General features: G+C 30.9%; 15 protein-coding genes. 13 read left to right on the forward strand and 2 right to left on the reverse strand.

From position 1 onward, the window contains the following. Positions 1-37: 37 nt before the first annotated feature. From ABD715_RS03510 to ABD715_RS03530, 5 genes are all read left to right on the forward strand, one after another. Complete coding sequence (locus ABD715_RS03510; protein WP_344786683.1) at positions 38-367, forward strand: translation initiation factor; 330 nt, start codon at positions 38-40, stop codon at positions 365-367. A gap of 5 nt (positions 368-372) precedes the next feature. Beyond that, on the forward strand, positions 373-1314 hold the full coding sequence (locus ABD715_RS03515; protein ID WP_344786684.1) for a DUF1835 domain-containing protein: 942 nt from the start codon (positions 373-375) through the stop codon (positions 1312-1314). Further along, positions 1304-2167: a nucleoside phosphorylase gene (locus tag ABD715_RS03520; protein ID WP_344786685.1), complete on the forward strand. Its 864-nt coding sequence runs from the start codon at positions 1304-1306 to the stop codon at positions 2165-2167. Before ABD715_RS03515 ends, ABD715_RS03520 begins: the two co-directional genes overlap by 11 nt. A 6-nt stretch (positions 2168-2173) precedes the next feature. Next, the gene (locus ABD715_RS03525; RefSeq protein ID WP_344786686.1) at positions 2174-3031 is read left to right on the forward strand and encodes a substrate-binding domain-containing protein; all 858 of its coding nucleotides are present in this window, start codon (positions 2174-2176) and stop codon (positions 3029-3031) included. Between the two features lie 69 nt (positions 3032-3100). Next, a complete protein-coding gene (locus ABD715_RS03530) occupies positions 3101-4477 on the forward strand; it encodes a TlpA family protein disulfide reductase (protein ID WP_344786687.1) in 1377 nt (458 codons plus the stop codon). A 73-nt stretch (positions 4478-4550) separates the two neighbouring features. On the opposite strand, the gene ABD715_RS03535 is transcribed toward ABD715_RS03530, so the two are convergent. Next, the gene (locus tag ABD715_RS03535) at positions 4551-6128 is read right to left on the reverse strand and encodes an NAD(P)H-hydrate dehydratase (protein ID WP_344786688.1); all 1578 of its coding nucleotides are present in this window, start codon (positions 6126-6128) and stop codon (positions 4551-4553) included. 352 nt (positions 6129-6480) lie between these two features. Between ABD715_RS03535 and thrA the strand changes: the two genes are divergently transcribed. From thrA to ABD715_RS03560, 5 genes are all read left to right on the forward strand, one after another. Further along, complete coding sequence (thrA, locus tag ABD715_RS03540; RefSeq protein WP_344786689.1) at positions 6481-8925, forward strand: bifunctional aspartate kinase/homoserine dehydrogenase I; 2445 nt, start codon at positions 6481-6483, stop codon at positions 8923-8925. A 3-nt stretch (positions 8926-8928) separates the two neighbouring features. Continuing rightward, entirely contained in the window at positions 8929-9849 is a 921-nt protein-coding gene (locus ABD715_RS03545) for a homoserine kinase (RefSeq protein WP_344786690.1), read from the forward strand. A gap of 151 nt (positions 9850-10000) precedes the next feature. Continuing rightward, the gene (gene thrC / locus ABD715_RS03550) at positions 10001-11293 is read left to right on the forward strand and encodes a threonine synthase (RefSeq protein ID WP_344786691.1); all 1293 of its coding nucleotides are present in this window, start codon (positions 10001-10003) and stop codon (positions 11291-11293) included. A gap of 84 nt (positions 11294-11377) precedes the next feature. Further along, a complete protein-coding gene (locus ABD715_RS03555; RefSeq protein ID WP_344786692.1) occupies positions 11378-12499 on the forward strand; it encodes an esterase-like activity of phytase family protein in 1122 nt (373 codons plus the stop codon). A gap of 121 nt (positions 12500-12620) precedes the next feature. Then, positions 12621-13469: a sugar phosphate isomerase/epimerase family protein gene (locus tag ABD715_RS03560; RefSeq protein WP_344786693.1), complete on the forward strand. Its 849-nt coding sequence runs from the start codon at positions 12621-12623 to the stop codon at positions 13467-13469. A 20-nt stretch (positions 13470-13489) separates the two neighbouring features. Here ABD715_RS03560 and ABD715_RS03565 read toward each other — a convergent pair whose 3' ends face one another. Beyond that, positions 13490-15226 carry a hybrid sensor histidine kinase/response regulator gene (locus ABD715_RS03565; protein WP_344786694.1) on the reverse strand — a complete coding sequence of 579 codons (1737 nt, stop codon included), beginning with the start codon at positions 15224-15226 and terminating at the stop codon, positions 13490-13492. 402 nt (positions 15227-15628) lie between these two features. On the opposite strand from ABD715_RS03565, the gene gcvT reads away from it, so the two are divergent. From gcvT to ABD715_RS03580, 3 genes are read left to right on the forward strand one after another with little or no spacing between them, the layout of a single operon-like run. After that, positions 15629-16708, forward strand: a complete 1080-nt coding sequence (gcvT, locus tag ABD715_RS03570; protein WP_344786695.1) for a glycine cleavage system aminomethyltransferase GcvT — start codon at positions 15629-15631, stop codon at positions 16706-16708. 3 nt (positions 16709-16711) lie between these two features. After that, on the forward strand, positions 16712-17626 hold the full coding sequence (locus tag ABD715_RS03575; RefSeq protein WP_344786696.1) for a glutaminase: 915 nt from the start codon (positions 16712-16714) through the stop codon (positions 17624-17626). A 28-nt stretch (positions 17627-17654) separates the two neighbouring features. Then, complete coding sequence (locus tag ABD715_RS03580; RefSeq protein WP_344786697.1) at positions 17655-18488, forward strand: sugar nucleotide-binding protein; 834 nt, start codon at positions 17655-17657, stop codon at positions 18486-18488. The last annotated feature ends 22 nt before the right edge of the window (positions 18489-18510 follow it).

Raw genomic sequence — 18510 nt, forward strand, 5'->3', positions numbered from 1 at the left:
TTATAGAAATCTATTTTAATTTCCCTTTTTAAAAACCATGGACTTACAAGATCAACTTAAAAACCTATTCCCTGACCATACACCAGATCCTGAAGCATCGAGTGTCGATTCTAAAAACACGATTTGGATGCAGGAAGACCCCATACTTTGTAAATACGAAAAGCGAAAAGGTAAACCAATTACTATTCTAGAAGGCTACACTGGTGCTAACGAAGACTTTAAAATTCTTGCTAAAGAAATCAAAACTAAACTTAGTGTTGGTGGTAGTTTTAAAGATGATAAAATTATTATTCAAGGCGATTACAGAGATAAAATCATGCAAATGCTAAAGGATAAAGGTTTTAAAGTTAAACGTGTTGGTGGCTAATTTAAATGGATAAGCAAATTTTACACATTACAAATGGTGGTTATTTAACTAGCTATTTAAACGAATTAAAAATTGAGGGCGAAAAACTAACCTGGCAAGAAATAATTTGCGAAGGACCAACTATTGAAACCATTCATTCTAACGAATTTATTGAGCTTAGACGAGAGTTTTTAAGTACGTTTTATAACGTAGATTTAGACTTAGACAAAGTTGAGTTTGCATTAAAACAGTTAAGTACTCCAGAGTTATATTCTGAAATTGTATTATGGTTTGAATACGATTTGTTTTGTAATATTAACATGATTGCTGTTATTAACTTACTTCGTCAAAAAAAAATTAACCTTCCGTTATATTTAGTTTGTAGTGGTAGAGTTAAAGGTGAAAAAAACTTAAAAGCATTGAGTGAATTAAATCCCAATCAGTTATTCAATCACTATAAAAATAAAGTAAAATTAAATAAAGACGATATAGAACTAGCCGAAACCATTTGGGGTATTTATTGTGGCAAAGACCATAATTTATTAAAACCCTTTATAGTAAAAAGTTCTTCTTTTAAATATTTAAACCATTGCTTAAAAGCGCATTTAGAACGTTTTCCAGATTCTAAAAGCGGACTTAATGTTCTAGAAAAAAATATTTTAGAAATTGTAAAAAGTAACACCATAAAATCGAAACATCATTTATTAGGATATGCGCTTAATTATCAAGGTTATTATGGTTTTGGAGATATGCAATTAATAGCCATTATAGATAAGCTTGATTTGTTTTTTAAAGAGGAAAAAAATAAGCTAACTTTAAACAGAAAAGGGTTTGACGCCTTATTAGGACAGTGTAATTTTGCCAAAGAACTAAACAGCAATATGACTTATGGAGGTGTAAATACTCAAGATTTTCATTTTAATAAAAAAGAAAATAAACTTATAAAAACGATAAGAGATGCCAATTAAAGAATCAGAACTAATTTTAAATCCAGATGGTAGCGTTTATCATTTAAATTTAAAACCAGAACATATAGCTAACACCATTATTTTTGTTGGCGATCCAGATCGTATAGAAAACATAACAAAGCATTTTGATGCTATAGAATTTGAAACTCAAAAAAGAGAATTTAAAACACAAACAGGCACTTACAAAGGCAAACGAATTTCTGTAATTTCTACAGGTATTGGTGTAGACAATATCGATATTGTTTTAAATGAACTTGATGCGCTTGTAAATATAGATTTAAAAACAAGAGAAGTAAAAGAAACCCTTACTGCGCTTAACATTATAAGAATAGGTACATCAGGTTCTTTACAAAAAGACATACCTGTTGATGCTTTTGTAATGAGCACTCAAAGTTTAGATCTAGTTGGCTTGCTACAAGCGTATTATATAGAAAAACATGGTAATTCTGTTTTAGAAAACGCTTTTATTAAGCATACAAACTGGAGTAATAAAAAAGCTTATCCCGTTGTAGTAAATGCTAGCGATACGTTAATAAAACAATTTGATAGCCCTAAAATAAATAAAGGAATAACAGCAACTGCTGGTGGTTTTTATGGACCTCAAGGGCGTGTTTTGCGCTTAAATTTAAGCGAACCAGAATTTAATAGTAAACTAGATTCTTTTAATTATAATGGTGCAAGAATTACTAATTTAGAAATGGAAACAGCAGGTATTTATGGGCTTGCTAAGCTTTTAGGGCATAATGCCATGTCACTTAATGCTATTATAGCAAATAGAGCTAGTGGTACTTTTAGCGCCAACCCTAAACAAACAGTAGAGAACCTAATTAAATATACATTAGATAGATTATAATTTTTTATGAAGAAAGTAAATATAGGTGGGGTTCCAGAGCATTTTAATTTAGCATGGTATCTTACCTTAAAAAATGGAGAGTATAAAAATGAAGGTATAAATTTACGTTGGAAAGATTATTATGGCGGTACGGGTGCCATGTGTAAAGCACTTCGCGAAGGCGAAATAGATATTGCTGTTATTTTAACCGAAGGCATAACAAAAGACATTATAGCTGGGAATCCTTCAAAAATTGTTCAAACGTTTGTAGAAACACCATTACATTGGGGTATTCATGTCGCTCACAAATCACCTTATAAATCTATTGAAGAATTAAAAGGAACTAAAGCTGCAATTAGTCGTTATGGTTCTGGATCGCATTTAATGGCCTATATAAATGCTCAAAATAACTCTTGGAATTTAGAAACAGATTTAAATTTTGAAGTAATAAAAAATCTTGATGGCGCTGTAGAAGGTTTAACAGCTGGCAAAGCAGATTATTTTTTATGGGAAAAATACACCACCAAACCACTTGTAGACAATGGTACTTTTAGGCGTATAGGTAATTGCCCATCTCCTTGGCCATGTTTTGTTATTGCTGTAAGAGAAGATTTTATAAAACATAATAAAGCCGATTTAAAAACCATTTTAAATATTATTAATAACACAACAGCAGAATTTAAGGCTATACCAAGTATTGACAAAACTATTGCTAATAGATACGAGCAACAAATTGAAGACGTACAAGAATGGCTAGACATGACCGAGTGGTCGCAAAAAAATATAGATAAAACGACTTTAATAAATGTGCAAAAACAATTATTTGCTCTAAATATAATACCAGAAATAGTGGATTATGAAGCTTTAACATATCATTTAGATTAATAAACAATTGTTAAAATTAAATATGACACTTAACTATTATGTATTTTCGAAAATTATAAAAAACCAAACATGAAAAAAATTTTTATCATTGCCCTTGCTACTAGCCTTTTTGCTTGTAAAAAAGAGGCCCTAATAGATTATGCCATTATATCTGGTTCTGTACTAAATACAGTTGGTTCAGAGTCTTTAAGTATAAACGCAATGGATCGATCTTTTACAAAAACGTTAAAAGTTGCAGAAGATGGCTCTTTTACAGACACGTTAAAAACAAAACTTAACGATTATGTATTGTATGATGGCCAAAACCCTGTGTTTCTTTATTTAAACGCAGGCGATAACATTGTTATAAATTACGATGTTAAAGATTTTAGCAATACTCTTAAAATTACAGGAGACGGTTCTAGAATTAGCAACTATTTAATAGCCAAACGTGCTATTGAAACAGATAAACTTGGCGGAAATAGAGATTTTTTCACCTTAGATGAAGCAGCTTATAAAGAGTTATTCGATCAAATTGCTAATTCTCAAATAGAAACTTTAGAAAAAACAGCAGGTTTACCTCAAGATTATGTTGAAAAAGAAAGAAGAAATATTAATTATTTCTACTTAAACATGCTATCTGATTACGAAAGCGCTCATAAATATTACACTAGAAAACAAACATTTAAAGTTTCTGAAGGCTTTTTAACCGAGCTTGAATCTTTAGATTATGACAATGGAGACGATTATGAAGCGTCTCAATATTATAAAAAAATAGTAAATAGTTATTATAATAGAAAAGCAGGCGAAATTGCTAGAGACCAACAACTATCGTCTGGAGGTTTGGCTTTAATAGAAGCTTTAAGCACATCAAACCAAAAAATTAAAAATGGCATTTTGTTTAATTATGCTAATGCAAATTTAGTTAGAGAAAGAGACCCAAAAACATTTTATGATGCATATATGGTAAACTCTAATAACGAAGAACATAAAGCTAAAATTACAGAAATTCTTAAAAAGCTAACAGCAACTAATGTTGGTGCTGCGTCTCCAAAATTTATAAATTACGAGAATAATGCTGGTGGTACAACGTCTTTAGACGATTTAAAAGGAAAGTATGTATATATTGATGTTTGGGCTACTTGGTGTGGACCTTGTATTAGAGAAATTCCTGCTTTAAAGAAAATAGAAAAACAATTTCATGGTAAAAACATTGAATTTGTAAGTATATCTATTGATAAGAAAAAAGATTATGATAAATGGAAAAAAATGATTGTAGATAAAGACCTTGGTGGTATACAGTTATTAGCAGATAACGATTGGAAATCGTCTTTTGTACAAGATTACGGTATAGAGGGTATTCCGCGTTTTATATTAATAGATCCTAACGGAAATATTGTAAGTGCAAACGCTCCTAGACCATCAAACCCTTCTTTGATTAGTATGATTGAGAATTTAGAAATTTAATCTAATATAAAACACGCAAAAAAAGCTGATTAAATTACTTTAATCAGCTTTTTTGTTATATCGTATTTTTTTTTTAGGCCTTATCTGTTTTAGCATTCTCAGTACTTTGTTCTTGTTCTGTAACCTCTGGTGGCTGTTCTGGTTGTTTAAACAAATCCATATAAGCAGCACCTAGATACTCAACAACATGGCTTGCAATTAAACTTTGATAACCATATTTTTCTATAGCTAAATCTGCAGATTTTCCATGTAAGTATACACCAAAAATTGTGGCAACTATGGCTCCATAGCCTTGGGCTATTAAACCTGTAATAATGCCAGTAAGTACATCGCCACTTCCTGCGGTAGCTAAACCTGGATTACCTGTGGTGTTAACATATAATTTATCTTCGAAAACAGTAATACTATTAGCGCCTTTTATTACAATTACAAAACCATATTTTTTAGAGAATGCTTTTGTTTTATTAATTTTATCAAAATCGTTTTCCCATTTACCTATTAAACGTTCCAACTCTTTTGGATGCGGTGTTAATACAGATTGATAAGGCAGTAATTCTAATAAAGTCTTATTTTTAGCTATAATGTTTATAGCATCGGCATCTATTACCAACGGAGCTTTATTGGCTTTTAAAAACTCAGAAAGCGCATTAACCGTTTTATTTTTGGTGCCTAAACCAATGCCAATAGCTATAACATTAGGTATAATATCAAAATCTATATCTGTAATAATTTGTTTATTATTATCTGTAATAACCATGGCTTCTGGAAAAGCTGTTTGCATGGGTACATAACCACATTTAGGAACATAAGCAGAAACTAACCCTGCTCCTGCTGCTAAAGCAGCTCTACTTGCTAAGTTTACAGCTCCTATTTTTCCGTAACTACCACCAATAATAAGGCTATGCCCCATTTCGCCTTTATGAGCAAATTTTTGTCTAGGAATATACATAGGTAAAACTTCGTGCTTTCCTATTAAATCTGCTTCAGTTATTGTGTTAAACAAAAATTCTTGGTCTAACCCAATATCTAAAACTTCCCATTGCACAGTGTATTTTGCTGTTTCGGGTAAAAAGAATACTAATTTTGGTGTGGCAAAACTTAATGTATAACCAGCAAAAACTACAGCATCTTCATCTTTTACAGCTTTATCTGTATATAATCCAGAAGGAATGTCTACAGATAAAGTGTAAGCCTTACAGTTTTTAAAATGTATAAATAGTGCTTTAACCCAATCATCAATTGTTCTATTTAATCCAATACCAAAAACAGCATCAACTATAATGTCATCGTGATGTATTTCTGGAAAATCGTCTTCACATTTCAATAATGTAGGCCAATCTTTGGTTACGTTTTTAATTCTATCATAATTTATTAAAAAATCTTTAGATCGCTTATCGCTACAATTAACTACGTATGTTTTTACATTATACCCATGTGTAACTAAATGTCTAGCCAAAACCAAGCCATCGCCACCATTATTACCAATACCACAAAAAACATGAATAGGTACTTGAGCGCCTTGCATACGCATATGCATCCAATTAAAAATGCCTGTACCTGCACGTTCCATCAAGTCTGTAGACGAGATGTTTTGTTTTTTTGCGGTTAACTTATCTCCTTCATAAATTTGTTCTTTAGAAAAAATCTTCATGTATTACTTATATTGTTTAATTTAAATTATTGATTTTTCAATTCTGAAATAATCTTGCTCATTTTTCGTAAAAAAAATACATTACGCATAAGAATGCTTCAAAAAATAATTTTTAGTTTTTTTATTAGCTTAAAAGTAATACTTTTGATACGTTATTTATACAATAATGAAGCATTTAAACAAAAATACTCTTACCATCTCTTCTCCAACGCTTGGAGCAACAACTTTTATTTTTGTTTCTGCTACAATTACAACCCTTTGGGGTTACTAATCTATTTTTCTTCGGACACATTATGTAATTACTATAATTACATCTTCTTAAAATATTTATTTAAACATTAATTCATTAAAAATGAAGGTTTTAAAATTTGGTGGAACTTCTGTAGGTTCTGCAAAAAACATTAACAAAGTAATAAGCATATTAGAAAACTATTCTAAAAGCGACTCTATTATATGTACCGTTTCGGCAGTAGGTGGTATAACAGATAAATTGTTACTTGCTGGAAAATATGCTCAAAATAAAGACAAACAATTTAAAGACGTTTTAGAAAGTATAGAAGAAACTCATTTTAATATTGTAAACGAATTAATACCTAATAATAACGATGCTGTAATGGCGTTTGTTGGTTCTAGACTAGACGAATTAAAAAGTTTACTAGAAGGTATTTTTTTAATAAATGAATTATCGCCTAAAACATCTGATAAGTTAGTGAGTTTTGGCGAACTATTATCGTCTTACATTATAGCAGAAACGATGAAAAGTCGTGATTTATCTGCAGATCGTAAGAATTCTCAAGACTTAATTGTAACAAACTCTAACTTTACAAAAGCAGAAGTTGACTTTGCTATTACAAACAAAAATATTCAAGATTACTTTGCTGCGGTAGTACAACGTATAACTATTATTCCTGGGTTTGTATCTAAGTCTGCATTAGGAGAAATAACAACTTTAGGTCGTGGAGGCTCTGATTTTACAGCTGCAATTGTTGCTGCTGCATTAAAAGTAGACCAATTAGAAATTTGGACCGATGTTAGTGGTATGTATACTACAAATCCAAAGCAAGTAAAACAAGCGTATCCTATAAAAGAAATTTCGTATCAAGAAGCTATGGAGCTGTCTCATTTTGGAGCCAAAGTACTATATCCACCTACAGTACAACCAGTTTTAGATTTAAATATTCCTATTCATATTAAAAACACTATGGCTCCAGAAGAATCTGGTACTATAATTTCTAATAATGAAGAAAAAACAAATGCTCCTGTAAAAGGTATTAGTAATATTGATGATATTGCCTTAATAACATTACAAGGTAGTGGTATGGTTGGTATTCCTGGTTTTTCTAAACGTTTATTCGAGACACTTTCTCAAGAAAAGATAAATATTATTTTAATTACTCAAGCCTCATCAGAGCATTCTATTTGTATTGGTATAGACGAGAAAGATGTAGAAATGGCCAAAGCAAGTATAGATACTGTTTTCGAGAACGAAATAGCCTTGAATAAAATTGATCCGTTAATAACAGAATCGGGTTTATCTATTATAGCTCTTGTTGGCGACAACATGAAAAACCACCAAGGTATTAGCGGTAAAATGTTTAGTACTTTAGGTAGAAATAATATTAATATTAGAGCTATAGCTCAGGGAGCTTCAGAGAAAAACATATCTGCTGTTATATCTAAAAAAGATGTAAAAAAGGCTTTAAATACACTACATGAGCAGTTTTTCGAAATAAAAACTAAACAACTAAACGTATTTATAACTGGCGTTGGTAATGTGGGTCAAAAACTGGTAGAGCAAATAAAGCAACAGAATAAATACTTAAAAGAAAATTTAAAAATTAATATTAGAGTTGCAGGTTTATCTAACTCTAGAAAAATGATTTTTAATGAAAGTGGATTAGATTTAAGCAATTGGCAAGAACAACTTGAAAAAGGACAAACTGCATCTTTACAAGGTTTTTTCGAAAATGCTAGAGACTTAAATTTGCGTAATAGTATTTTTGTTGATGTTACCGCTAATTACGATGTAGCAAATTTATATGCACAATATTTAAGAGAAAGTATTGGTGTAGTTGCTTGTAATAAAATTGCTTGTTCTAGCGATTTCGAAAATTATAAATTATTAAAACGTTTGTCTTTAAAATATAATGCTCCTTATTTATTCGAAACTAATGTTGGTGCAGGTTTGCCTATAATAGATACACTTAATAACTTAATTGCATCTGGCGATAAAGTAAAATCTATTCATGCTGTTTTATCTGGAAGTCTAAACTTTGTATTTAATAATTTTGACGATACAACAAAGTTTTACGACATAGTTAAACAAGCTGGTGCAGAGGGCTATACAGAACCAGATCCAAGAATAGATTTAAGTGGTGTAGATGTAGCTAGAAAAATATTAATTCTTGCTAGAGAAAGCGGAATGCAATTAAATTTAGAAGATATCGAGAATACGCCTTTCTTATCACAAGCAGGAGTAGATAGTGATAGCGTCGATGATTTTTATCAAACATTAATTGCAGACGAAGCACACTATCAAGCTCTATTTGCTTCGGCAAAAGCAAATAAAAGTCAGTTAAAATATGTAGCTACTTTAAATAATGGAAAAGCAAGTGTTGGTTTACAAGAAATTCCAGAAGGGCATCCGTTTTATAATTTAAAAGGAAGCGATAATATTGTTATGTTTTACACAGAGCGCTACCCAGAGCAACCCATGATTATAAAAGGAGCTGGTGCAGGAGCAGATGTTACAGCTTCTGGTTTATTTGCAGATATTATTAGAATAGGAAATAATTAAATTATGAACGAAATAAAAATATTCTCGCCAGCAACTGTAGCCAATGTCGCCTGTGGTTTCGATGTGTTAGGCTTTTGCCTTGATAGCGTTGGAGATGATATGGTAATAAGAAAAACAGATAAAAAAGGCATTCATATTACAAAAATTGAAGGTTTCGATTTGCCTTTTGAAGCAGAGCTAAACGTTGCAGGTGTTTCTGCATTGGCTATGTATAATGCTATTGATGTCGATTTTGGTTTCGAAATAGAAATTTATAAAAACATAAAACCAGGTAGTGGTATAGGTAGTAGTGCAGCAAGTGCAGTTGGTAGTGTTTTTGGAATGAACGAACTTATAGGGCGTCCATTTAATAAAACTCAACTTACAGAGTTTGCCATTAAAGGCGAAGCATTAGCTAGTAAGTGCGAACATGCAGACAACCTAGCTCCTGCCCTTTTTGGTGGTTTTACTTTGGTAAAAAGTATATCGCCATTAAAAATATTAGAAATTCCATCTCCAAACGATTTATACGCCACTATAATTCATCCGCAGATAGAAATAAAAACATCAGAATCTAGAGCTGTTTTACCAAAAGAGGTTTTGTTAAGTAATGCCATAGCTCAATGGGCAAATCTTGGTAGTTTAGTGCATGCTTTACATACTAGCGATTACGATTTAATTAGCGACTCGCTTAACGATATTATTGTAGAACCATACCGAAGTACTTTAATACCGCATTTTAATAATGTTAAAAAAGCAGCTATAGAAAATGGAGCTTTAGGCGCAGGTATTTCTGGTTCTGGACCATCAATATTTTCGCTAAGTAAAAGTGAACAAACCGCTTTAAAAGTAAAAAATGCTATGAATGATATTTATTCTAAAACTGGAATTAAATTCGAAATTCATGTATCTAAAATAAATACAGAAGGCGTTAAAATAATATAGGGTAGCGACCAAGAAAATAGAAGATTAAGAATTATATGTAAAAACCAAACAGTAATACATATAATAAGCATCAAATAACTTTACGTTTCTAGAATTAAAACGTAAATAAACCTCCGGAAACTGTTACTGGTCTTCGGAAAAAATTAAAGCAATGAATTATTACAGTTTAAACAAACAAGCACCAAACACAACGTTTAAAAACGCTGTTATAAAAGGATTAGCACCAGATAAAGGTTTATATTTTCCTGAAAGTATTACACCGTTACCAAAAAGTTTTTTCGATAATATTGATAATTTATCAAATATAGAAATTGCTTTTGAAGCAATAAAACAATTTGTATCTCCAGAAATTCCTGAAACTGTTTTAAAAACAATTGTAGAAGAAACTTTATCGTTTGATTTTCCCGTGGTACAATTAAACGAAAACATTTCTACATTAGAGCTCTTCCATGGGCCAACCATGGCATTTAAAGATGTTGGAGCTCGTTTTATGGCACGCTGTTTAGGCTATTTTAATAAAGACAACACAAACGAGGTTACTGTGCTTGTAGCAACATCTGGTGATACTGGTGGTGCAGTTGCTAATGGTTTTTTGGGTGTAAAAGGTGTTAATGTGGTTATACTCTACCCTAGTGGAAAAGTAAGCGATATTCAAGAAATGCAATTAACCACTTTAGGGCAAAATATAAAAGCTTTAGAGGTTAATGGTACCTTTGACGATTGCCAAGCTATGGTAAAAACTGCTTTTTTAGATGAAGAATTAACAAGCCAAATGCAGTTAACTTCTGCAAACTCTATAAATGTAGCACGTTGGTTACCGCAATTATTTTACTTTATGTTTGCTTACAAACAGTTACATAACAAACACAATAACATTGTTTTTTCTATTCCAAGTGGTAATTTTGGAAATATTTGTGCAGGTATGATGGCACAACAATTAGGTTTACCCATCAATCATTTTGTAGCATCAAATAATGCTAATAACGTTGTAACTCGTTACTTAGCATCGAAACTATACGAGCCAAAACCATCGGTACAAACCATTAGTAATGCTATGGATGTTGGTGCTCCAAGCAACTTTATTCGTATACAAGAAATTTATAAAAACAATTTCGAAACTTTAAAAGAAAATATATCATCTTATAGTTTTACTGACGATGAAACTCGTGAAGCCATGTTAGAAATTTATAGCCAAAGTAACTATGTTGCAGATCCGCATGGAGCTGTTGGTTATTTAGGTTCTAAATCTTATTTAAAGGAAAACCCAAGTACACATTGTGTATTTTTAGAAACCGCACACCCAACAAAATTTTTAGATGTGGTTGAAGAGGTTATAAAAGAAAAGCAATCGTTACCAGAGCAAATTCAATCTGTAATGGGAAAAGAAAAAGAATCTGTAAAAATTTCAACTTATAACGATTTAAAATCGTTTTTATTAAAATAATATAAAGGTTAAAAAACAGTAACACTAAGTTAATAACAAAAAAGCGCAAAGAAATCATCTTTACAAAAAATATAAATTTTATAAATGATGAAAAAAATTGCGCTTATTACGTTAAGCATATTAGTATTATTAGTTTTTAATTGTTGCGACTCTAATGACGATAATCAACCCCATGAAAATAAAGTAATAAACAAGCTTAAGTTTATTGATGAGTATATTATACCAGACAATACCATGTACCAAAACACAGTATTTGGAGGTATTTCTGGTATAGATTATGTTAACAATACTTGGTATCTTATTTGCGATGACGCTGGAGCACCTACTAGATTTTATACAGCCAATATAGATTACGATTTAAACGGTTTTTCTAACGTAGCTATTAGTTCTGTAAAAGAATTAAAAGACAAAACAGGTAATGCTTTTACAGAAGGCAATGTAGATCCAGAAGCTATTCGAGTAACTTCTAGCGGAAATATTATCTGGTCTAGTGAAGGGAATATTAATGGTAAAGTAAATCCTTTTGTTCGTTTTGCTAATTTAGAAGGCGAATTTATTTCTGAAATAACAATAGATTCTAAATTTGAAGTTAGCAATAATAGTGATAAAGGACCGAGACACAACGGTGTTTTTGAAGGTATATCAACATCTATTAATGGATATTGGATAGCTATGGAGCTACCTTTAAAACAAGATGGAGAGGCCCCTATTATTGAAGATACAGAATCGCCTGTACGAATTGCACATATTAATAATGATGGAACATTTGGAAAAGAATTTGCATATGAACTAGATGCTGTTGCTAGGCAGTCTTCTGAAGATGCTTTTACTGTTAATGGTATCGTAGAATTACTTGAATATAATACCAATCAATTTTTAGTTTTAGAACGCTCTTTTTCTACAGGCTATTCTGATGGAGGAAATAATGTAAAAATATATAAAGTTGACGCTACGAATGCTACAGATATTAGCGATATAGAATCGTTAGTAAACACAGAATACACTAAAGTAACAAAAGAGCTTTTATTCGATTTAGAAACTATAAGACCACAACTTACAGGTGGCATTGTAGATAACATTGAAGGCATAACTTTTGGTCCTAAATTAGATAATGGAAATCGTTCTATTATTCTAGTAGCAGATAATAATTTTAGTGCTTTTGGCGCTCAATTAAATCAGTTTATTTTATTAGAAGTTGTAAATTAAAACCAAATACTTTTTATAAAAAATGCCATGAGAAATCATGGCATTTTAGTTTTCTTGGATAAACAAAAACGTATTATTAAAATGTCTATTTTGCAACTACAAACATAAAGTAATATAGGTTATGAATAATGTTACTCTAGGAGCGCCACTCTTTGAAGACTACAAATCTCCAGAACAATGGGTTTCTATATTAAAAAGATTAAAGTACAAAGCTGCTTATTGCCCTCTAGAAATTGGAGCTAAAGCTAAAGATATAGAATCTTACAAGATAGCAGCTCAAGATAATAATATAATAATTGCAGAAGTTGGTGCATGGAGTAACCCAATTAGCATTAACGATAAAGAAAGAGCTGATGCTATAGATAAAAATATTAAGTCTTTAGAATTAGCAGAACGAATAGAAGCAAATTGTTGTGTAAACATTAGTGGAACGAAACATCCCGAAAAATGGGCAGCACCACATAAAGATAATTTAACATCAGAAACTTTTGATTTAATAGTAGAAACCACCCAAAAAATAATAGATGCTGTTAATCCAAAATACACTTATTATACCTTAGAAGCTATGCCATGGGCTTACCCAAACTCTATTAATAGTTATTTAAAGCTTATAAAAGCTATTGATAGAAAACACTTTGCAGTACATCTAGATCCGGTAAATTTAATTTCTAGTCCAGAGATATACTTTTCAAACGGTACTTTTATAAAAAAATGTTTTAAAAAACTAGGACCATATATTAAAAGCTGCCATGCTAAAGATATTTTGTTAAAAGACAATTGCGATTTACCTCAGTTTATTGAATGTCAACCTGGGTTAGGCAAATTAAATTACAGTAGCTTTTTAAAAGAGCTATCTAAACTTAACAATATTCCTTTACTCTTCGAACACTTAAAAACAGCAGAACAGTATAAAAATGCTACAAATTACGTTCGTTCTATTGGCAAAATAAATAATATTGTTTTCTCGTAGCAAATACATTTAGTAATGTTTTATGCTTCAGTTTGTAGTGTATATTGCTGTAAAACTGTAAAAAGCTGGTGTTTATTAAAAGGTTTTGATAAAATATCATCAAAGCCTAAACTATCTAGTTTATTAAGTATTTCTGTACTTGGAATATTGGCTGTAAAAGCAATAACAATAACATCTGGTCTAATCTTTTTTATGTGCTCAATAGCCTTAAAACCATTCATAACAGGCATTTCTAAATCTAGAAGCACCAAGTCAATATCTTTATGTTCTTTAATTCTTTCTATAGCTTCAGCCCCATTTGTACCATGGTAAACTTTAGTAACATGTTTTTCTAATAATTTTTTTGCGTACATCATGCTTACCATATTATCTTCAACCACTAATATGGTAGAATTTAAAGAAAAATCACCTGTAAAAGCATCGGTATTAATCTGTGCATTAGGTAAAGCTTCTTCGCGTTGCAACTTTAGTGTAAATTGAAAACAAGTGCCTTCTCCTAGCCTACTTTCTACGCTAATTTCAGAGTTCATAGCATCTATAATAGATTGAGATATGGCTAAACCTAAACCTGTACCTCCATAAACGGGATTTTTCTCGTTTTTAATTTGATGAAAGCTTTCAAATATTTTATTTAAATTATGAGGAGCAATACCAATACCTGTGTCTTTTACTTTAAATTGTATAACTACATTGGTTTTATTTAAATCTATAACTTTAACAAAGAATGTAATTTTTCCTTGTTCGGTAAATTTTATAGCATTCGATATTAAATTATAAATCACTTGGGCAATACGCTTTTCGTCAACATTTACAACTACATCTTTTAATTTGGCATCTATATAAGAAATGAGCTCTAGGTTTTTTTCTTCGGCTTTATTAATAAAAGGAATTGTAATTTTGTTTAAAAATTTATAAAGCGCTTTAGGCTCTTTAATCAATTCAAAATGTCCTGACTCTATTTTATGAATATCGAGCATATCGTTTACCAACAAGAGCATATTCTCGTTGCAATAATCTAAAATCTCAAAATATTTTTTATTAGGCACTTCTTTTAAGTCGCCACCTAGTATTAATTGTGTTACCCCATTAATGCTGTTAATTTGTGTACGTAATTCGTGCCCTAAATTAGACAGAACTCTGGTCCTTCTTTCTTTTTCGTTTTCTGCTAACTGCTTATCTATACTTATTTTCTTGATAAAAAACTTGCTATGGCTAAGTGCTTGTAACGAAAACACCATAATAAGTAAAAAGTTTATTGACGAGTTTAAAATAAATCTATAATGAATATCTTCTTTACTAAGCTCTGCATAAAACTCAGAATACATTGGAGAAATTATAAAAGAGAGAACCAAACATAAAATAGTTGAAGTATAAAGAATTGTAATATGCTTTTTAAAATGCATTCCTCTAGGAATAACATAAGGCAAAGAAAAAATTAAGCCCAATTGAAACCAATAATAACCAGACATTAAGCCTTCTAAATAAGACATCGCAAGCGTTGCGATACCTAAAGAAACGTAAACAATATACGACCCTAATACATAATTTCGTTTTACAACAAATACGTACAAACTAAGTAGTAAACCTATTAAAGGCAGTGCTGTAAATATTGTAGACAGCATATAGCCACTGTACATACTAATAAATACATAATAAGAAGTAGCTAAAATGGCACTAAAATAGATGCGAATACCTAACTTAAAAAAGGTTTTTCGCCTTAATTCCTTAAATTTGAGAGTTTGTATTTTAGGGTTCATCAGCAATTTAATATAGACAAATGAAGCATTTATAACGATAAAAAGCAAGAAATGTATGGTTTTCCTGTATGAAATACTTTAGTTTTATTCGTTCATCGAAGGTATTACACTTAAATAAATACAATAATGTATTATTTTAAGAGCAACCTTGCTTTTTTTGTAATACAAGAATTAACATTTCTTAAACACCTTTTTTAAATACTACGAAAACGTTATATATAAATTTTCAATACATTTGCTCTCATTATTTATGGAAGACTTTTTGATTGGAATAATTAAGTTTTTTGGGCAATGCTGGAAAATGTTATTAACGCCATAAAAGGCAAGAAAGCACTATTTGTAGCTTATGTTATTCTAATTATATGCGTCGTTATTGTTTATATATTAACTAAATATTTTTAAATGAAAAATACAGCCTTAACAGAAACTCACCAAGCACTTGGAGCAAAAATGGTACCTTTTGCAGGGTATAATATGCCTGTACAATATGAAGGTGTAAATGTAGAACACGAAACCGTTAGAAACGCTGTTGGTGTTTTCGATGTATCACACATGGGCGAGTTTTTAATTGAAGGCGAACATGCTTTAAGTTTAATACAAAAAGTATCTAGTAATGATGCCTCTAAGTTAACCATTGGTAAGGCGCAGTATAGTTGCTTACCTAATAATGATGGTGGTATTGTAGATGATTTAATTATCTATAAAATAAAAGAAAACACTTACTTATTGGTTGTAAATGCTAGTAACATAGACAAAGATTGGAATTGGATACAATCTAAAAATGATGTAGGTGCAAAAATGAAAAACTTAAGCGAAGACTACTCATTATTAGCCATTCAAGGCCCTAAAGCTATAGCAGCCATGCAAAGTATTACAAGCCATGATTTATCTGCTATTAAATTCTACAATTTTGTAGTTGGCGATTTTGCAGGTATAGAAAATGTTATTATTTCGGCAACAGGTTATACCGGAAGTGGCGGATTCGAAATTTATTGTAAAAACAGTGAAGTAAAACAAATTTGGGATAATGTTTTTAAAGCAGGAGCCAATTTTGGAATAAAACCTATTGGATTAGCAGCTAGAGATACATTACGTTTAGAAATGGGATATTGTCTTTACGGTAATGATATAGACGATAGCACATCGCCTATTGAAGCTGGTTTAGGCTGGATTACAAAATTTACCAAAGATTTTACAAACTCAGAAGCTTTAAAAGCAGAAAAAGAGCGTGGTGTTAGTAGAAAACTTATAGCTTTTCAAATGGAAGAACGAGCTATTCCTCGCCATGGCTACGATATTGTAGATGATAACGGAAATAAAATAGGACAGGTTACCTCTGGAACCATGTCGCCTAGCTTGTCTAAAGGCATTGGTTTAGGTTATGTGCCAACAGTTTTTGCAGATGTAAATAGTAAAATTAACATACAGGTGCGTAAAAAAACAATTCCTGCCACAGTAGTAAAACTTCCTTTTTACAAATAATATATGCCAAATTTTCAAGCCATTTTAAATACCATTTATAACGATACAGTAAAAGCGACAGATAAAGGAAATGTAGCTACCTACATTCCTGAGCTTGCACATATAGATAAAAATAATTTTGGTATGCATTTAAAAACTATAGATGGAAAAGTATATGGCATTGGTAATTATAATACAAAATTTTCTATTCAAAGTATTTCTAAAGTTTTAGCCTTGTCTAAAGCAATGTCTTTAATAGGAAATGATATTTGGAAACGAGTAGATGTAGAACCATCTGGACACCCTTTTAATCAATTAGCGCTATTAGAAATTAATGATGGTATACCCAGAAACCCGTTAATAAATGCTGGCGCTATTGTTATTGCAGATATATTAGTGTCTAATTTAGAAAACCCTAAGGCCGATTTTTTAAACTATGTAAGAGAGCTAACTGGCGATCAATCCATTCAATTCAACGAAAAGGTTGCCCACTCAGAAAGAGAAACAGGTTTTAGAAATTTTGCAGCAGCCAACCTTTTAAAATCATTTAAAAATTTAAATAATCCAGTAGACGAAGTTTTAGATTTCTATTTCCATCAATGTGCTATAGAAATGACTTGCTCGCAGCTTTCAAAATCTTTTTTCTTTTTGGCAAATAAAGGCAAATGCGTATTAAACAAAACTAGATTAACAAAAACCCAAGCCAAAAGAATAAATGCTATTATGCTAACTTGCGGATTTTACGACGAAGCAGGAGAATTTGCTTTCGAGGTTGGCTTACCCGGTAAAAGTGGTGTTGGCGGTGGTATTGTAGCTTTACTTCCAGATCATTTTGTAATTACAACTTGGGCTCCTGGACTTAATAAAAAAGGAAACTCTAAACTAGGCATGTTTGCTTTAGAACAATTTACAACAAAAACAAATCTCTCTATTTTTTAAAATGCTAATGTATTTTGAAGTGTAATACATGACAAAACAAGAAAATAAACATAGAATTTTAATACTTGGTGCTAGCGGATTTTTAGGCGGAGCGCTTTACAAAGAACTATGCTCCTATTTTAGAACCTTTGGCACATACAATATTAGCAATAAAGCACTAGAAAAAAACAAACACTTTTTTCAGTATAACATCGAAGAAGATGATATTTATGAAATTTTAGATATTATAAAACCAACCATTATTATATCTGCCATACGAGGTAATTTCTCTAAGCAAGTTTTAATGCATATGCATTTGGCAGAGTATGTATATATTAATAAAGTAAAGCTTTTCTTTTTATCGTCTGCCAATGTTTTTGATGCTTACAGTAAATACCCAAGCTACGAACAAGACAAAACTTATAGCACAAGTATTTATGGACATTTTAAAATAAAAATAGAAAACATGCTCTTAAAATTGCCAAAAAAGTATGTGGCCATTATAAGGTTACCCATGGTTTTTGGCGCAAAATCGCCTAGAATTAACGAAATAACACAAGCCTTAAACCAAAAAACAGCTATTGAAGTTTTTCCTAATTTAATAATGAATGTTACCACAGATAGAAAAGTAACACAACAAATTCATTATATGATTAATAGAAATAAAAGCGGTATTTTTCATTTAGGTAGTAATGATTTAGTGCATCACGACGATTTTATAAAAGAAATAATTGAAGCCATAAAACATAAAAACAAAGCCATATTAAAAAACGTTTATACAACAAACGAAGAGCGTTACTTAGCTGTTTTACCAAAGTTTAATTTACTACCAAAACACTTACAATTAAAAAGCAAAAATATAGTTAGCGATTTAAAAATTTAATTTATTTGATTAAATTGTAGGT

Source organism: Postechiella marina, assembly GCF_039538365.1.
In the GTDB taxonomy this organism is placed as follows: Bacteria; Bacteroidota; Bacteroidia; order Flavobacteriales; family Flavobacteriaceae; genus Postechiella; species Postechiella marina.